The 15,778-nt window shown below is 67.2% G+C and carries 14 protein-coding genes; 9 read left to right on the plus strand and 5 right to left on the minus strand.

All coding sequences use genetic code 11. From position 1 onward, the window contains the following. Window positions 1–54: 54 nt before the first annotated feature. From hpaE to ACZYZ5_RS14680, 3 genes are all read right to left on the minus strand, one after another. Window positions 55–1,587, minus strand: a complete 1,533-nt coding sequence (gene hpaE, locus ACZYZ5_RS14670; RefSeq protein ID WP_463902599.1) for a 5-carboxymethyl-2-hydroxymuconate semialdehyde dehydrogenase — start codon at window positions 1,585–1,587, stop codon at window positions 55–57. Between the two features lie 90 nt (window positions 1,588–1,677). Next, window positions 1,678–2,346, minus strand: a complete 669-nt coding sequence (locus ACZYZ5_RS14675; protein WP_463902601.1) for a GntR family transcriptional regulator — start codon at window positions 2,344–2,346, stop codon at window positions 1,678–1,680. Beyond that, window positions 2,339–3,880, minus strand: coding sequence for a fumarylacetoacetate hydrolase family protein (locus tag ACZYZ5_RS14680; protein ID WP_463902602.1), 1,542 nt, complete (start codon window positions 3,878–3,880; stop codon window positions 2,339–2,341). Before ACZYZ5_RS14680 ends, ACZYZ5_RS14675 begins: the two co-directional genes overlap by 8 nt. 248 nt (window positions 3,881–4,128) lie before the next feature. Here ACZYZ5_RS14680 and ACZYZ5_RS14685 point away from each other — a divergent pair, with 248 nt between their 5' ends. From ACZYZ5_RS14685 to ACZYZ5_RS14720, 8 genes are all read left to right on the plus strand, one after another. After that, window positions 4,129–6,072, plus strand: coding sequence for an FAD-binding monooxygenase (locus ACZYZ5_RS14685; RefSeq protein WP_463902604.1), 1,944 nt, complete (start codon window positions 4,129–4,131; stop codon window positions 6,070–6,072). Between the two features lie 209 nt (window positions 6,073–6,281). Then, window positions 6,282–6,941 carry an IclR family transcriptional regulator gene (locus ACZYZ5_RS14690; protein ID WP_463902605.1) on the plus strand — a complete coding sequence of 220 codons (660 nt, stop codon included), beginning with the start codon at window positions 6,282–6,284 and terminating at the stop codon, window positions 6,939–6,941. A 21-nt stretch (window positions 6,942–6,962) separates the two neighbouring features. Further along, window positions 6,963–7,343, plus strand: coding sequence for a VOC family protein (locus ACZYZ5_RS14695; protein ID WP_463902606.1), 381 nt, complete (start codon window positions 6,963–6,965; stop codon window positions 7,341–7,343). 238 nt (window positions 7,344–7,581) lie between these two features. Beyond that, on the plus strand, window positions 7,582–8,838 hold the full coding sequence (locus ACZYZ5_RS14700) for a CaiB/BaiF CoA transferase family protein (RefSeq protein ID WP_463902608.1): 1,257 nt from the start codon (window positions 7,582–7,584) through the stop codon (window positions 8,836–8,838). Further along, window positions 8,839–9,714 carry a hydroxymethylglutaryl-CoA lyase gene (locus ACZYZ5_RS14705; RefSeq protein WP_463902610.1) on the plus strand — a complete coding sequence of 292 codons (876 nt, stop codon included), beginning with the start codon at window positions 8,839–8,841 and terminating at the stop codon, window positions 9,712–9,714. A 73-nt stretch (window positions 9,715–9,787) separates the two neighbouring features. Further along, the gene (locus ACZYZ5_RS14710) at window positions 9,788–11,179 is read left to right on the plus strand and encodes a 2-hydroxycarboxylate transporter family protein (protein WP_463902611.1); all 1,392 of its coding nucleotides are present in this window, start codon (window positions 9,788–9,790) and stop codon (window positions 11,177–11,179) included. Between the two features lie 471 nt (window positions 11,180–11,650). Next, window positions 11,651–12,709 carry an iron-containing redox enzyme family protein gene (locus ACZYZ5_RS14715; RefSeq protein WP_463902613.1) on the plus strand — a complete coding sequence of 353 codons (1,059 nt, stop codon included), beginning with the start codon at window positions 11,651–11,653 and terminating at the stop codon, window positions 12,707–12,709. Between the two features lie 38 nt (window positions 12,710–12,747). Continuing rightward, window positions 12,748–12,996 carry a CDGSH iron-sulfur domain-containing protein gene (locus ACZYZ5_RS14720; RefSeq protein ID WP_463902614.1) on the plus strand — a complete coding sequence of 83 codons (249 nt, stop codon included), beginning with the start codon at window positions 12,748–12,750 and terminating at the stop codon, window positions 12,994–12,996. Between the two features lie 189 nt (window positions 12,997–13,185). On the opposite strand, the gene ACZYZ5_RS14725 is transcribed toward ACZYZ5_RS14720, so the two are convergent. Beyond that, window positions 13,186–14,520 carry an NtaA/DmoA family FMN-dependent monooxygenase gene (locus tag ACZYZ5_RS14725; protein ID WP_463902616.1) on the minus strand — a complete coding sequence of 445 codons (1,335 nt, stop codon included), beginning with the start codon at window positions 14,518–14,520 and terminating at the stop codon, window positions 13,186–13,188. Beyond that, window positions 14,517–15,263: an NADPH-dependent F420 reductase gene (locus ACZYZ5_RS14730; RefSeq protein WP_463902617.1), complete on the minus strand. Its 747-nt coding sequence runs from the start codon at window positions 15,261–15,263 to the stop codon at window positions 14,517–14,519. The genes ACZYZ5_RS14725 and ACZYZ5_RS14730 overlap by 4 nt, the downstream gene beginning before the upstream one ends. Window positions 15,264–15,427: 164 nt before the next feature. On the opposite strand from ACZYZ5_RS14730, the gene ACZYZ5_RS14735 reads away from it, so the two are divergent. Further along, window positions 15,428–15,766 carry an ArsR/SmtB family transcription factor gene (locus ACZYZ5_RS14735; RefSeq protein ID WP_463902618.1) on the plus strand — a complete coding sequence of 113 codons (339 nt, stop codon included), beginning with the start codon at window positions 15,428–15,430 and terminating at the stop codon, window positions 15,764–15,766. Window positions 15,767–15,778 lie beyond the last annotated feature (12 nt).

Genomic DNA, 15,778 nt, shown 5'->3' on the forward strand with positions numbered 1-15,778 from the left:
GGCAGTGGTTGATGGACGACGACGACGGCGGGCCGGCTGGGGCGGCTGCGTCGCCTAGGCGCCGAATTCGGGCGTGGCCCCGAATTTGGGGGTGTGGACCGTGCCGAGGGTGATGTGCACGGCCTGCTGGTCGGTGTAGAAATCGATCGAGCGGTAGCCGCCCTCGTGGCCCAGTCCGGAGGATTTCACCCCGCCGAACGGGGTGCGCAGATCGCGGACGTTGTGGCTGTTGAGCCAGACCATGCCGGCCTCGACGTTCTGCGAGAAGTTGTGTGCCCGGGTGAGGTTCTGGGTCCAGATGTAGGCGGCCAGGCCGTATTTCGTGTTGTTCGCCAGGGCGAGGGCTTCCTCGTCGCTGTCGAACGGGGTGATCGCGACGACGGGGCCGAAGATCTCCTCCTGGAAGATCCGCGCGTCCGGGGCGACGTCGGCGAACACGGTGGGCGCGATGTAGTTGCCTTCCGGGAGGTGGTCCGGGCGGCCGCCGCCGGCCAGCAGCCGGCCCTCGGTCTTGCCGATCTCCACGTAGGAGGCCACCTTGGCGTAGTGCTCCGGGTGGACCAGCGCGCCGACCTCGGTCTTGGGATCGTGCGGGTCGCCGACCACGATGTTCTTCGCGCGGGCGGCGTACTTTTCGCAGAACTCATCGTAGACGGGGCGCTCCACCAGGATGCGGGATCCGGCGGTGCAGCGCTCGCCGTTGAGCGAGAAGACCCCGAACAGGGCCGAGTCGATCGCGGCGTCCAGGTCGGCGTCGGCAAAGACGACGCAGGGGGACTTGCCGCCGAGCTCCATGGACAGGCCCTTGAGGTTCGCTGCGGCGTTGCGGAAGATGGTCTGCCCGGTGGTGGTCTCGCCGGTGAAGGAGATCAGCGGCACGTCCGGGTGCTTCACCAGCGCGTCGCCGGCTTCCTCGCCGAGGCCGTTGACCAGGTTGAACACCCCGTCCGGCAGGCCGGCGTCCTTGAAGATCTGCGCCCACAGCGAGGCCGAGAGCGGCGTGAACTCCGCCGGCTTGAGCACCACGGTGTTGCCGGTGGCCAGCGCCGGGGCGAGCTTCCAGGACTCCAGCATGAACGGGGTGTTCCACGGGGTGATCAGGCCCGCGACGCCGATCGGCTTGCGGTTCACGTAGTTGATCTGCGCGCCGGGGACCTTCATGGCGTCGTCGAACTGCGCCACGATCAGGTCCGCGAAGAAGCGGAAGTTCTCCGCCGCGCGCAGCGCCTGGCCCTTGGCCTGGGTGATCGGCAGGCCGGTGTCGAAGGTTTCGAGTTCGGCGAGCCGGGCCTCCTGGGCCTCGACGGCGTCGGCGATCTTGTTCAGGATGCGGGCGCGTTCGCGCGGCTTCATCTTCGGCCACGGGCCGTTGGTGAACGCTTCGCGGGCGGCGGCGACGGCGAGGTCGATGTCCTCTTTCTGGCCGGCCGCGGCGGTGGCGTAGTTGGTGTTGGATACCGGGTCCAGGACGTCGAAGGTCTTGCCGCTGACGGAGTCGACGAACTCTCCGTTGATGTAGTGCTGGATGTAGGTGGTGAGGTCCTGCGGGATGTAGTGGGTGGTGGTTTCAGGGGCAGTGAACGTCATTGTTTTCCTTACTGAACTGATGTTGCGCTGAACTGATGTTGCGGCGCTGATTGCTGCAGCGCGGGGTCACGTGCGGCCCGTGCGGGGCCCTTAATGGGCGCTGACGGACCCCGCGTTGCTTTGGGCGAGGTAGGCGTCCAGGGTGGCGGAGCGGTGCAGGCGGGCGGCTTTTTCGATCACGTCGGCGTCGGCGGCGGACTCGATGAGCCGGAGCAGGGCCTCGTGTTCGTCCACCGATTCGTGGGCGCGGCGGGGGACAAAGCGGAACGTGGAGGACCGCAGCGACGCCAGCCGGTTCCAGCCCCGGTGGACCAGGTCCAGGATGTGCGGGTTGGGGCAGTGCTCGAACAGGATGCTGTGGAAATCCTGGTTCAGCCGGGTGAACCGGACCGGGTCGAAGTGCTCCAGGCATTCGCGCAGCTCGGCGTTGACCGCCCGGGCCCGGGCCACGTCGGCCGGCCCGATCAGGGGAGCGGACAGGGCCGTGGCGGCGCCCTCGACGATGCTGAGGGTCTGCATCGTGTAGAGGTACTCGGTCGGGTCGATCCCGGCGACGGTGGCTCCGACGTTCCGCTCGAACTTCACCAGGCCCTCGGCCTCGAGCCGGCGGATGGCTTCGCGGACCGGCACCACACTGACGCCCAGGTCCTCGGCGATCTTGGCCAGCACCAGCCGGTAGCCGGGGGAGTAGCTCCCGTCCACGATCCGGGCCTTGACGGCCGCGTAGGCCTGCTCGGATTTGCTGGCGGTGTTATTCATTGGCTTTGCCGGCCTCCCAGTTCACGTAGCGGGCCCGCCACTCGGCGTTCAGGGGGTAGAGCCCGTCCACGCTGTGACCCTGCTGCACCATCTCGGTGATGAACGCCTCCTCGCGCTCCTGGGCAATGGAATCGTCCGCGAGTTCCGCGGCCAGCGCCGGCGGGATCACCAGGATGCCGTCCGCGTCGGCCACGATGATGTCCCCGGGCTGCACCGTGGCGCCGCCGCAGGCGATCGTGATGTCCGTGTCCCACGGGATGTGTCGGCGGCCCAGGACGGCGGGGTGCGGGTTGGCGTAGTAGGTGGGCATGTCCATCGCGGCGACGGCGGAGAAGTCCCGGACGCCGCCGTCGGTGATGATGGCGGCGGCGCCGCGGACCTGGGCGCGGAGGGCCAGGATGTCGCCGATGGTGCCGGTGCCCTTTTCGCCGCGGGCCTCCATGACCAGGATCTCGCCCGCGTTGACGGAGTCGATGGCCTTCTTCTGGGCGTTGAAGCCGCCGCCGTGGGTCTTGAAGAGGTCCTCGCGGTTGGGCACATAGCGCAGGGTCCGGGCCAGGCCCACGATCCGCCTCTCCGGACGGGTGGAGGTGAGGCCGTCGATGCTGACGTTGTTCAGGCCGCGCTTGCGCAGCTGGGAGGACAGGGTGGCGGTGCAGACGCTTTCCAGCTTCGCCTTCAGCTCCGGGGTCAGGACAGGTACGACGTCGGCGGCCGGCGCCTCCGCCGACGGGACATGCTCGACGGCGGCGAGCCCGGCCGCCGCGCGGGAGCCGTAGGCCTCCTCGCGCTGCAGGTCATCGGTCCTGGGCTGCGCACCGAAGTCACCGAACGGCATCGTGCCTTCCGCCACCAGGGTAACCAGCCGGCCCGTTGTGAGGCCGCCGGCAGCGGCGCCACCCGCCGTCGTCGTCTCGGCGCCGACGCCGGCACTAACCTCAACCTCGACGACGTCGCCCGGCTTGGCCACCGACGCCCCGGCGGGGGTGCCGGTGAGGATGATGTCGCCCTCCTCGAGGGTGAGCAGCTGGGACAGGTCGGCGACCAGGCGGGCGAAAGGGAAGAGCAGGTCCCCGGTGGTGTCGTCCTGGACCAGCTCGCCGTTGTGCCAGGTGCGGATCCGCAGCCCGGCGGGGTCCACGGCGTCCGCGGCGATCAGTCCCGGGCCCACGGGGGTGAAGCCGTCGCCGCCCTTGGACCGGAGGTTGGAGCCCTTGTCCGCCCAGCGCAGGTCGTAGACGCCGAGGTCGTTGGACGCCGTGACCCACTCGACGTGGTTCCAGGCGTCCTCGATGCCCACTCGGCGGGCGGGCTTGCCGATGATCAGCGCGATTTCGCCTTCGTAGCCGAGGAGCTCGCAGCCGGCCGGGCGCTCCACCGTCGAGCCGCTGAGGGCCAGGGACGACGAGGGCTTCAGGAAGTACGAGGGCTGCTCGGGGGTGCGGCCGCGCTGGGCCGCCCGGCTGGGGTAGTTGATATGCACCGCGATGACCTTGCGGGCCGCTGCCAGGGTGTGGTCGGTGACCTGTTCCAAGAATGACTCCTCATCGAGTACGAAATCGTATACGAAGACTATTGCCCAGGAATCGCGGATCGTCAACCCCCGTTCCGGCGGATTTGAAGAGCGCTTGTAACCCACGTCATATCTGCGTACAGTTTTGGATGAGACCGAAATTCTATTATTGAACGTCAAGTTCTATTATCGAACACGCGGCGGCGGCGACTAAAGCCATCCGGCGAAATGCCACCCCCGCAGTGCCCACAACGAAGTGAGGAAAGCCCGTGCAGTTCCACCACCACGGTTACGTATCCGGTGACCCGCGAGTCCACCCTGCCGCCGGCGTCGGCATCAACCGGCCCACAGACCTTCCCGACGAGGTCGACGTGCTCATCGTGGGCACCGGGCCCGCGGGCATTGTCACCGCCGCGCAGCTGTCCCAGTTCCCGGGCGTCACCACCCGGATCGTGGAGCGCCGCGGCGGGCGCCTGCCCATCGGCCAGGCCGACGGGATCCAGGCCAGGAGCGTCGAGACCTTCCAGGCTTTTGGCTTCGCCGAGCGGATCATCGCCGAGGCGTACCGCATCACCGAGATGGCCTTCTGGAAGCCGGACCCCGCCGACCCGTCCAAAATCGTCCGCGCCGCCCGCGCCAAGGACGACACCACCGGCATCAGCGAATTCCCGCACCTGATCGTCAACCAGGCCCGCGTCCTGGATTACTTCGCCGAGTTCATGGCGAACGCGCCTACCCGTATGGCCCCCGACTACGGACTGGAGTTCCGGAGCCTGGCGGTCGACGACGGCGCGGAGCACCCCGTCACCGTCACCCTCGTCCACACCGCCGGCCCCGACGCGGGCCGGGAGCGCACCGTGCGGGCGAAGTACGTCGTCGGCGCGGACGGCGCCCGGAGCAAGGTCCGGGACTCGATCGGCTGCACCCTCGCGGGCGACCAGGCCAACCACGCCTGGGGCGTCATGGACGTCCTCGCCGTCACCGACTTCCCGGACATCCGCACCAAGTGCGCGATCCAGTCCGGCACCGGCGGCAGCATCCTGCTGATCCCCCGCGAGGGCGGCCACCTCTTCCGGATGTACGTCGATCTCGGCGAGGTCGACAAGGAGGACAAGGGCGCCGTGCGCAGCACCACCATCGAGCAGATCATCGCCCAGGCGAACGAGATCCTCCACCCCTACAAGCTCGACGTCCGCAATGTCGCCTGGCACAGCGTGTACGAGGTCGGCCACCGCCTCACCGACCGGTTCGACGACGTGCTGCCGGAGCAGCAGGGCACCCGCACGCCGCGCGTGTTCATCACCGGCGACGCGTGCCACACGCACAGCGCCAAGGCCGGCCAGGGCATGAACGTCTCCATGCAGGACGGCTTCAACCTTGGCTGGAAGCTGGGGCACGTGCTCGAGGGCCGCAGCCCGGAGAGCCTGCTGTCCACGTATTCCGCCGAGCGCCAGGTCATCGCGAAGAACCTCATCGACTTCGACAAGGAGTGGTCGACGCTCATGGCGAAGAAGCCCGAGGAGTTCAACAGCCCCTCCGAGCTCGAGGACTTCTACGTGAGCACGGCCGAGTTCCCGGCCGGATTCATGACCCAGTACACCCCGTCGATGCTCATCGGCGAGGCCACCCACCAGGACCTGGCCGCCGGGTTCCCCGTCGGCAAGCGCTTCAAGTCCGCGCCCGTGGTGCGGGTCTGCGACACCAACCCGCTGCACCTCGGCCACCACGCCACGGCGGACGGCCGGTGGCGGATCTACGTTTTCGCCGACGCCGCGGCGCCCGTAGCCCAGGGCACGGGGCAGTCCGGTGCGGGCTCGCCGGTCGCCGAGTTCGCCGACTGGATCGCGAACGCGCCGGACTCACCGCTCGCCGCCACCCCCGAGGGGGCCGACCGGGATGCGTGGTTCGACGTGAAGGTGATCTACCAGCAGGACCACACGAGCATTGACATCGGCGCCGTGCCGGCGGTGTTCAAGCCCTCCGTGGGTCCGTTCCAGCTCACCGACTACGAGAAGGTCTACGGCACGGATCCGGCGGCGGACATCTTCGAGCTGCGCGGCCTGGACCGCGGCGGCGTCGTGGTGGTGGTGCGCCCCGACCAGTACGTGGCACACGTCCTGCCCCTGACGGCGACGGCGGAACTCGGCGCGTTCTTCGCACCCCTGCTGCAGGCGGGCAAGCGTGCCCCGGAACTCCAGGACCACGCGGGCTAGGCGCCTCCGCGTTCACTCCGCGGCAATTTCCGCTGCGGTTAACGTCCCATGACGCGCGAACGGACCAGCGCTACGCGTATCCCCGTAGCGCTGGTCCGTTCGCGCGTCGCCAGCCCGAAACCGCAGCGGATTTCTGCTCGCGGGTCGTCAGTGCGGATCCGCCGCGGGGCCTGCCTTCAGATGACGCTGTTGTCTCCTAGGCTGGGACCATGACTTCCCCGGACGCGCTGAACAGCAACCGCACCCTGGCCCGTGTCGCGTCCATCCTCGACGCGGTGGATGGCGAGGCGGTCTCGGCCACCGTGCTGGCCAAGAGATCGGGACTTTCGGTCTCCACGGCCCACCGGCTCGCCCTGTCCATGGTCGAGTACGGATTCCTGCGCCGGACCGAGTCCGGGGAATTCCGGCTGGGCCACCGTTTCGTCCGCAATGCCATGGAGCAGGCGGCCCTTCCCCGGCTGGCCGAACTCCAGCGCAGTACGGGGGAAACCGCCCAGCTCTGGGTGCGCCGCGGGGACGAGCGCGTCTGCCTCCTCAGCGTGGACAGCGACCATGAACTGAAGGCCTCGCTGCCGTCCGGCTCCCGGCTTCCGCTTCCCGCGGGTTCCAGTGGCAAGCTGCTGGCGGAGGACCCCGATGCCCTGGCCAGCATTGAACAGCACGGCTGGGTTGAATCCACCGGAGTCCGGACGCCCGGTCTGGGCTCCGTCAGCGCCCCGGTTATGGTGCGGGGACGCCTGCTCGCCAGTGTCTGCCTCGCCGTTCCGCTGCCCAGGGTTTCGGAGTCGCCCGGGCGGGATTTTGGCGCGGCAGTGATTGCCGCAGCCGGACAGATCGCGGCGGACCTCGAGCAGAGCCCCAACACCTAAAGGGAGGGCTAGTGTGGTGCCATGTCTAGCAAATTAGCGGTTATTGCCATCGACGCGATCCGTCCACGGGTGGTGGCCGACTTCTGGTGCGCCGTCCTCGGTTGGAACATTGTCGAAGAGGACAGCGACATCATCAGCATCGCGCCGCAGGATCAAAGCTGGCCTTCCATCGATGTGATCGCGGTGCCCGAGGGCAAGACCATCAAGAACCGGCTGCACTTCGACCTGCGGGCCGACGGCGTGTCCACCGCCGAGGAGCTCGAGCGCCTGCTCGCCCTCGGCGCGCGGCGCATGGACGTGGGCCAGGGCCCGGACGTCAGCTGGGTGGTTCTCGGTGATCCCGAGGACAACGAGTTCTGCCTGCTGTCCCGATCCGTTCAGGACGTCGAAGCTCAGAAATAAAGGTGAGCAGGGCACTGCTCCCGCGGTGCCCACGGCCGCCCAGTCAAGATCCGAAGAACGCGGGTTAGGAGAGACCCTCGAGCCGCTCCTTTGGCCTGCCCGCTCGCGGTCCACGTCGATTTCTCGCAGCACCCCCTTGCTGTGTTCCAGATCACTTGCTAGGGTATTCCCGCTTAATGACATGCGAATCCCACAGGATGGGAACGCTGCCTTCTATCTCAAGGGAAAACCCATAGCCGTGACCGAGAAAAATGATGCAGCTTCAAACTCTCTTCCGCTGGAGGGCATCCGGGTGCTGGAGCTCGGAAACTTCATAGCGGCCCCCTTCGCCGCGCGACTCTTCGGTGACTTCGGCGCAGAAGTCATCAAGATCGAACGCCCCGGCGGCGGTGACGAACTGCGGGACTGGCGCAAGACCCGCGGCGAGACCTCCATGCTCTTCCGCACCATTGGACGGAACAAGAAGTCCGTCATTCTGGACCTGCGCACGCCCGAGGGCCAGGACGCCGTCCGCAAGATCGCCGCCCACTGTGATGTGGTGATCGAGAACTTCCGCCCCGGCACCCTGGAAAAATGGGGACTGGGCCCGGAGGTCCTCACCGAACTCAACCCCGAGGTCATCGTGGTCAGGATCTCCGGCTACGGCCAGACCGGCCCGTACAAGGACCGCGCGGGATTCGGCAGCTCGGCCGAGTCCTTCGCCGGCCTGCGCTACATCACCGGCGAGCCGGACCGCCCGGCCGGCCGTGCCGCCGCCAGCATGGGGGACACCGTGGCCGGCCTCTACGGCACGATCGGGGCCCTGATGCTGATGCTGCAGAAGGCCAAGGGCATCCGGCAGACCGGACCGCAGGTCGTCGACGTCGCCCTCTACGAGGGTGTCTTCAGCCTGCTGGAATCCCTCGTCCCGGACTACGACGCGTACGGCATGATCCGCCAGCGCACCGGCGGGCGCCTCCCGGGAGTCGTCCCGACCGGCAGCTACTCCTGCAAGGACGGGCTGGAAGTCGTGATCGGCGGTAACTCCAACTCCGTCTTCGTCCGCCTCATGCAGGCGATCGGCCGCGACGACCTCGCCGCGGACCAGACGCTGCTCGTCACCGAAGCCCGCAGCTTGCGCGAGGAGGAGCTCAACACCGCCATCTCCAGCTGGACCGGCGAACGCACCCTCGCGGAAGTCCTGGACGAACTGGACATCGCCGGGGTGCCCGCTGGGCCCGTCTACGATGCGCCCAGCATCGCCGAGGACCGCCACTACATCGCCCGGGACATGATCCAGACTCATCAGGTGGTCATCGACGGCGCCCCCGAGTCCATCCGCTTTCCCGGGATCGTCCCGAAAATCCCCGGCCACGAAGGATCGGTCCGGTGGCTCGGACCCGACCTCGGCGAGCACACCGAGGAGGTCCTCCGGGACCTCGCCGGCCTCACCCCGGAACAGCTCGCCGAGGCCCTGCCCGGGAGCGCCAGGCCCGTCCCGCAGGGTGTGGTCTAAATGCGGATCGAAATCACGGACGTCTTCCTCCGCGACGGCCTCCAGGACGTCGACGTCGTTGTTCCCACCGCGGAGAAGCTCGAAACCGCGGCCCGGCTGGTTGCCGCCGGCGTGCGGAGGCTCGAAGTCGCCTCCTTTGTGAACCCCCAGAAAGTGCCGCAGATGGCCGACGCCGAGGCCGTCTTCGCGGGGCTCCCCGTCCGCCAGAACGTGGCCTACACGTCCCTGGCCCTCAACGGCCGCGGGATCCAGCGGGCCGTCGACGCCGGGGCGGAGCACATCGCCGTCGTCACGTCCGCCAGCCAGGCGCACAGTAACGCCAACGCCGGGCAGAGCATCGAAGAAGCCCTGGCCGGTCTCGGCGAGGTGGTGGCCCGGTTCCCCGGGACGGACTTCTTCGCCGGCGTTTCCACCGCGTTCACCTGCCCCTTCGAGGGCGAGATCGCCCCGGAGCATCTGCTACGGGTGGTCCGGGCCTTCAAGGCCATGGGCATCACCACCATCGGCCTCGCCGACACCCTCGGCACCACGCCCACCGAACGGGCCATCGCCGCGGTGGGATACGTCCTGGACGCCGAGCCGGAGCTGCACTATTCGCTGCACCTGCACAACGCGCACGGCCAGGCGCTGGCTACCGTCAGCGCCGCCGTCAGCCTCGGAATCACCCGTTTCGACAGCGCACTCGGCGGGTACGGCGGATGCCCCTTCGCCCCCGGAGCCGCCGGCAACCTCGCCACCGAAGAACTCGTCCGCCACCTGCACGCCGCCGGCCACGACACCGGCATCGACGAGGCACGGCTCGCCGAGACCGTCGCCTTTGCCCGCGAGTCCGTCACCCGGTCACCCGCCCTTTCCAGCTTTTCCGCGTCACACTAAGAACAGGCAAACCCACCTTTTTCGGCACACCGCGCCTCACGGCGCCCTGCCGCTATCCCCTTGGGAGACAAAGATGTCAGTAACCCAGACCAACCCGCAGGATCAAACACCCGCCCCCGGCCCCGGCGCGCCTGGCGCACCCGCCGTCACGGAAGAACGGGTCAGCCCGCCCAAGCCGAACCTCCGCCGCCTCGCGGATTTCCCGGCTCTTTACTACGTCAGCTTCCTGGCCGTCCTGCTCATCGCGGCGGCCACCGACAACCTCCCCGATTCGATGCTGGCAGGCTTTGCCGCGACGATCATCCTGGGCGGGCTCTTTATCTGGATCGGCAACACCGTTCCGGTGCTCCGGGACTTCGGGCTGCCGACCATCCTCTGCACCTTCGTCCCGTCCATCCTGATCTTCGCCGGCGTGATGCCCGAGAACCTCATCGCCGTGGTGCAGAACTTCGTGAAGGGCTACGGGTTCCTCGATTTCTTCGTGGTGACCATCATCGCCGGCAGCATCCTGGGCATGCCCCGGGCCCTGCTGCTCAAGGCCGGTCCGAGGTTCATCGTCCCCCTCATCGGCTGCCTCATCGCGACCTTCTCCATCATCGGGCTGCTCGGACTCGTCACGGGCTTCGGCTTCATCGAAGGCATCCTGTTCATCGCCGCGCCCATCATGGCCGGCGGCCTGGGCGTCGGCGCGCTGCCGATGTCGGAAATGTATGCCGCCCGGACCGGCGGCAGCTCCGCGGACTTCATGGGCGACCTCATGTCCGCCGTGGTCATGGCCAACATCGTCTGCATCCTGATCGCGGGCATCTACAACGGCATCGGCAAACGCGGCATCCAGCCCTTCGTCGGATTCAACGGCCACGGCGAGCTGATGCGCATCAAGGGCAAGGCCGGGGACCTGACCTCACCGCCGAAGAAGGACGCCGCCTCGTTCCTGTCCCTCGGCAAGGGCCTGGCCATCGCCGGCATCCTGTTCATCGTCGGCAACCTGGTCGCCGCCTTCATTCCCGGCCTGCACCCCTACGCCTGGACCATCATCATCGCCGCCGCCATCAAGATCTTCGGCCTCTTTCCGAAGGAACTCGAAGACGCCAGCTCCGAGTGGGGCGACATGATCGGCGCCTTCCTCATCCCGGCACTGCTCGTGGGCGTCAGCATCACCTACATCAACATCGAGGAAGTCCTGCAGTCACTGTCCAACCCGATGTTCATCCTCCTGACCATCGCCACCGTCCTGGTCGCCACCCTGTCCTCGGGGATCCTGGGCTGGCTGGTCAAGCTCAACTTCGTCGAAGCCTCCATCACCCCCGGCCTGGTCATGGCCGACACCGGTGGAAGCGGCGACGTCTCGGTCCTCAGCGCAGCCGGACGCATGCACCTGATGCCGTTCGCCGCCCTGACCAACCGGATCGGCGGGGCGCTGGTGCTGTTCCTGACATCGCTCCTGGTGCCGTTCTTCGGCTGAGCCCGCTGCAACGTCCGGTCCCGTTAGGGGTACGACGTCGGCGGCCCGCCTAGGATTCGACGGTTCGCCACAGATGGCCGCTATGGGAGTTCCCATGGCGGCCATCTTCGTCAGACGGTGAGCCGCGGGTCCCTCACGCAGCCTGCTGCCCTTCAAACGGGGCAAGATTCTCGTCACCGTACTGCTGCCGTCAGAACCAGGCTAGAGGCGAAGAGCATCGGCAAAAAAGACAGTTTGCTTATCAAGTAGTCTACGCTTAGAGTCTACATTGTAGACAAGTTGCTTGGACGGGCCTCCTCGAACCCGGAGACCCAGCCCGGCAGCGCACTTTCCCCGGGTCTGCGGTGACGCAGCAACCCGGGATCCTGCTTCAATGCCGCGTGCACGGCCTCGAAGCTTAGCTGCTGTAGCCACGCGGCGGCACAAGATGCACCGCAAGGAAGCGAACCAGCCTTGGCAACTCCTCAAAACATGGCAATCCCTGCCGCGCGCGGACCGATCAGCGCCGGGCTCTTCCGGCTGCTCGCCGGCAGCCCCGGAGACGATCCCGCGGCGTTGGGCGCCCTGCAGGATCTCGTTGCAGCACAGCTGCCGCTCACCGATGACATCATCGACGACGGCGACGTGCAACTGAGCCTCTTCTGCCTCTACGAGCTGCACTACGGCGGCCTCGACGGCGTGACCGACCGCTGGGAATGGAACCCCGGTCTGATCGCCCTCCGGCAGCTGATCGAGGAACCGTTCGAGCAGGCGCTGCGCCATGCGGCCCGCCCCTACGCCGGTGAAGTCCGGCCTGATTCCGCCGCGGGCCTAGACAGCGACGCGGTGGCGGACATCCTGTTCGGGCTCGCCGCACAGGAGGGCGGACCGGGCATGTCCCGGCACGTCGCCAAGAAGGCGACCCTCGAGCAGCTCCGCGAATTCCTGATCCACAAATCGATCTATCAGCTCAAGGAAGCCGACCCGCACACCTGGGCGGTCCCGCGGCTGCACGGACGGGCCAAGGCCGCGCTGGTGGAGATCCAGGCCGACGAGTACGGCGGCGGCCGCCCGGACCGCATGCACAGCACACTCTTCGCCCGGACCATGCGCGGGCTCGGGCTGGACGACCGTTACGGCGCCTACGCGGACGCCGTGCCGCCCATCTCCCTCGCCTCGGTCAACGTGATGTCCCTCTTCGGGCTGAACCGCAGACTCCGCGGAGCCGTCGCAGGGCACCTGGCGATATATGAGATGACGTCGTCCCGGCCGAACCAGCTGTACGGGAACGGTTTCAGGCGCCTCGGATTCGGGGCCGATGTGACCGGGTACTTCGACGAGCACGTCGAGGCGGACGCCGTCCATGAACAGATCGCGGGCAGGGACCTGGCTGGCGGGCTCGTGGAGTCGGAGCCGGACCTTTTCCCGGACGTCCTGTTCGGCGCGACGGCGGTGATGGCCATCGACGCCCGCGTCACCTTGCACATCATGGGGGCGTGGGACGACGGCGAATCCTCGTTGCGCGCGTCAGTGCCCGCCGCCGCGGTCTGACCCGCCCCGGCCCTTCAAACCCCAGACAGTGAGCATCGATGAACCAGACCCCGCCTGAATCGTCCAACGAGAACTCCATCGTCGTCTGCCCCGACGGACCGATCCTGGTGCGCGGCGACTTCGAGATCGTCACGCCGTCCGGGGAACCCGTGCCCCGGCAGCGCAAAACCGTGGCCCTCTGCCGCTGCGGCGCCTCCGCGATCAAACCCTTCTGCGACGGCACCCACAAACTGATCGGCTTCCGGACCGAAATCCCCGGCAAGCCTGGGAAGACCGAAAGCCCCTGACCCTTGGGCGGATGAGGAAAGCCTCCGCGCGAGTCGAGGACTCAAGCGCGGAGGCTCCCGGCTCTCCAAGCTGGGGGGACTGGAGAGCCGATGTAAGTCTACTAGCGTGCCCGATGTCCTGGCCGCTGGAGATGCGACATTTTCTGTCACCGCTGGGGAGGTGCTGTTTCCTCCCGTGGGACAGGACGTTCATTCGGCGGGGTTGGTGAGCCGGGGGTCGAGTCCGTATTGTGCGGGGGCGCCGAGGTGGTCTCGGAGGGTGGTGCCCTCGTAGTCGAGGTGGAAGAGCCCGCGCTCCTGCAACAGGGGAACGACTTCATCGACGAAGGTGTCGATTCCGTCTTCGTTGACGTCGATGGACACCCAGAAACCGTCGCAAGCACCGGCTTCGAACCATTCCTGCAGGTGGTCGGCTGTCACCGACGCAGGACCCACGGGGGTGGGGTGGTAATCGATGACTCCGTGCGCCAGTACGTCGCGGATCGTCCACCCTTCGCGGGCGATCTCCAAGGCGCGCGAGGAGCGGGGATCGAAGGGGCTGGGGCGCGCAGCGGCCAGCTGGGAGGGGGTTAGTGGCTGGTCCAGCTGACTGATATCCAGAGTCAGTCCCAGCATCGAACCCAGGTACGGGACGCGGGCTAGGGAGGTGTGCTCGCCTAGGGCGACGCGGCGGTCCAGTGCGGCCCGCTTGGTGGCGGCGATGGCCGGCATTACCCCGGCGAAGAATTTCACCTCGTCGGGGTTGCGTCCTGCCCGGCGCGCGGCTCCGCGGATCGCCTCGCGCTGATTGCGTGCGTCCTCAATGGTGAACACCGCACCGATGACCGCGCTGGCGTAGCGGCCGGCCAGCTCCAGTCCGTTCTCTCCACCTCCGGCGGAGAAGATGACCGGTTGGCCCTGCTCGGAGGGTGGGATGGGCAACGGTCCCCGGGAGGCGACGTGCTCGCCTTGCATGTTGATTGGTTGGATTTTCGCCGGGTCGGCGAACTGTCCGGTCGTTGTGTCTTTGATCCAGGCGTCCTGCTGCCAGCTGCCCCACAGCGCCTGGGTGATCTGGATTGTCTCGTGGGCGCGCTGGTAACGCTGCGGTCGTGGGGCGATGCGCTGTCCGAAGTTGGCGGCAGATGCGGGGTCGCTGGTCGTCACCGCGTTCCAGCCGGCCCGACCACGGCTCATCACGTCGAGGGCCTTGAACTGACGGGCGAGGTTGTAGGGCTCGTTGAAGGTCGTGGAGCCGGTAGCCACGAGGCCGATGCGCTCGGTCTGACGGGCGATGGCCGCCAGCGTCATCATGGGTTCGAGGGCGAGCATCGGCGACTCACGGTCCACGTCCGCCTGCAGCGCCAGGAAATCGGGGAGGAACAGGAACGCGAACTTCCCGCGTTCGGCGGCCTGGGCGTAGCGTACCTGGGCGTCGAAGTCGGTGTAGTTGGCGGGGTCGACGCCGGGAGCCCGCCAGGCGGAGCCCTGCGATCCGTACCCGTTTCCGAGATGCATGCCAAGGATCATCTGTGAATTGGTCAAGGTGTCTCCTCGTGGTGCGCGGCGCGGTTGATCGCCACGGTCTCATCCAGGGACGGGGCTTCCGTGAGTGAGCCGAAGTGCTCCATCAGTCGATCCCGGGTAATAGACGCCTTGTCCTTCTCCGCCGCGGCAAGAGCCTCACCGAGCTCCTCAAGGTTAAGCTCGGTGCAATATGCGGGCGTACCGGGTTGCTGGCGCCACGATTCAGCGAGGACGCCAGCATCGAACGGATCGAAGCCCGTGTCGTCGACCAGCTGCATGACTGTCCTGCGGGCCACGTCCGAATCGGCGGCGACTGGTATCGCGATGCGATCCGGTGCCCCAGCGGGGCGCCCCTTCGTCTGCTGCGTTGCGGCAAGCGCTGCGTTCCACGCCTTCACAATCGGCCTGCCGAGATGCTCCTCGGTCCAGACGCTCTCGACCTGGCCGTTGTCGACTGCCTGGACGGGGCCGTTCATAGAGGGATAGTAGTTCGAGGTGTCGACGATCACTGTGTCGTCGGCGGCTTTCGCGAGGAGGTCAGCGAGTTCGGGTTGCTTCGAGAAGGGGATCGACAAAATAATCACGTCCCTGTCCTCGATTGCGGATTCCGCATCCACTGCGCGGGTACCTGTAGCGAGTACCTCGGTGGCGACGTCCTCGGGGCCGCGGGCGTCCACGACGAGAACGTCATGTGCGGCTTCGCTGAGCCGGCGTGCGAGGTTGCCGCCGATGACTCCGGCGCCGATTACGGAAATTTTCATGGGTGTCTCTCCAGTAGTTCTGACCTGCCCACCTCACGCTGGCGACCAGCTGGTCACATGATCGGGCATAATGTACGTGTAAGTGCGTACATCTACCGTAGCCTATGTACGCGTGAGTGTGTACATAGGCTGCGGATCACGGCTCGAAATTAGGGAGGAGGATCATGGCTAGTCGTTTGGCGAACCCACTGACCATTCCGGCGGAGGAAGACATCGATCTGTTCGAGGTCATGTCGGCGTTGGCTGACCCTGTCCGACGGGCGATCGTGTACTCCATCGCCGGGGATCCTGGCAGGGCATGCAGCGGTTCTGACTACGGCGTTTCAAAGTCGGCGCTGACCCGCCACTGGCGCATTCTTCGGGAGACGGGCATCATCAAGCAGGAAGTAGAAGGTACCCGGCACCGAAACTGGCTCCGCAGCGACGAGCTCGACCGCCGCTTCCCGGGCCTGTTGTCGCTCGTACTCCAAGAGCACGAGCCGGGCACCGCTCCGATCAAATAGCGGAACAGACTG

The sequence above is a fragment of the Pseudarthrobacter ribosi genome (assembly GCF_055412865.1).

Excerpts from the sequence above, each read along its gene's own strand:
- hpaE (WP_463902599.1), bottom strand. The coding sequence starts at position 1,587 with ATGACGTTCACTGCCCCTGAAACCACCACCCACTACATCCCGCAGGAC.
- ACZYZ5_RS14675 (WP_463902601.1), bottom strand. The coding sequence starts at position 2,346 with ATGAATAACACCGCCAGCAAATCCGAGCAGGCCTACGCGGCCGTCAAG.
- ACZYZ5_RS14690 (WP_463902605.1), top strand. The coding sequence starts at position 6,282 with ATGACTTCCCCGGACGCGCTGAACAGCAACCGCACCCTGGCCCGTGTC.
- ACZYZ5_RS14695 (WP_463902606.1), top strand. The coding sequence starts at position 6,963 with ATGTCTAGCAAATTAGCGGTTATTGCCATCGACGCGATCCGTCCACGG.
- ACZYZ5_RS14705 (WP_463902610.1), top strand. The coding sequence starts at position 8,839 with ATGCGGATCGAAATCACGGACGTCTTCCTCCGCGACGGCCTCCAGGAC.
- ACZYZ5_RS14710 (WP_463902611.1), top strand. The coding sequence starts at position 9,788 with ATGTCAGTAACCCAGACCAACCCGCAGGATCAAACACCCGCCCCCGGC.
- ACZYZ5_RS14715 (WP_463902613.1), top strand. The coding sequence starts at position 11,651 with ATGGCAATCCCTGCCGCGCGCGGACCGATCAGCGCCGGGCTCTTCCGG.
- ACZYZ5_RS14720 (WP_463902614.1), top strand. The coding sequence starts at position 12,748 with ATGAACCAGACCCCGCCTGAATCGTCCAACGAGAACTCCATCGTCGTC.
- ACZYZ5_RS14730 (WP_463902617.1), bottom strand. The coding sequence starts at position 15,263 with ATGAAAATTTCCGTAATCGGCGCCGGAGTCATCGGCGGCAACCTCGCA.
- ACZYZ5_RS14735 (WP_463902618.1), top strand. The coding sequence starts at position 15,428 with ATGGCTAGTCGTTTGGCGAACCCACTGACCATTCCGGCGGAGGAAGAC.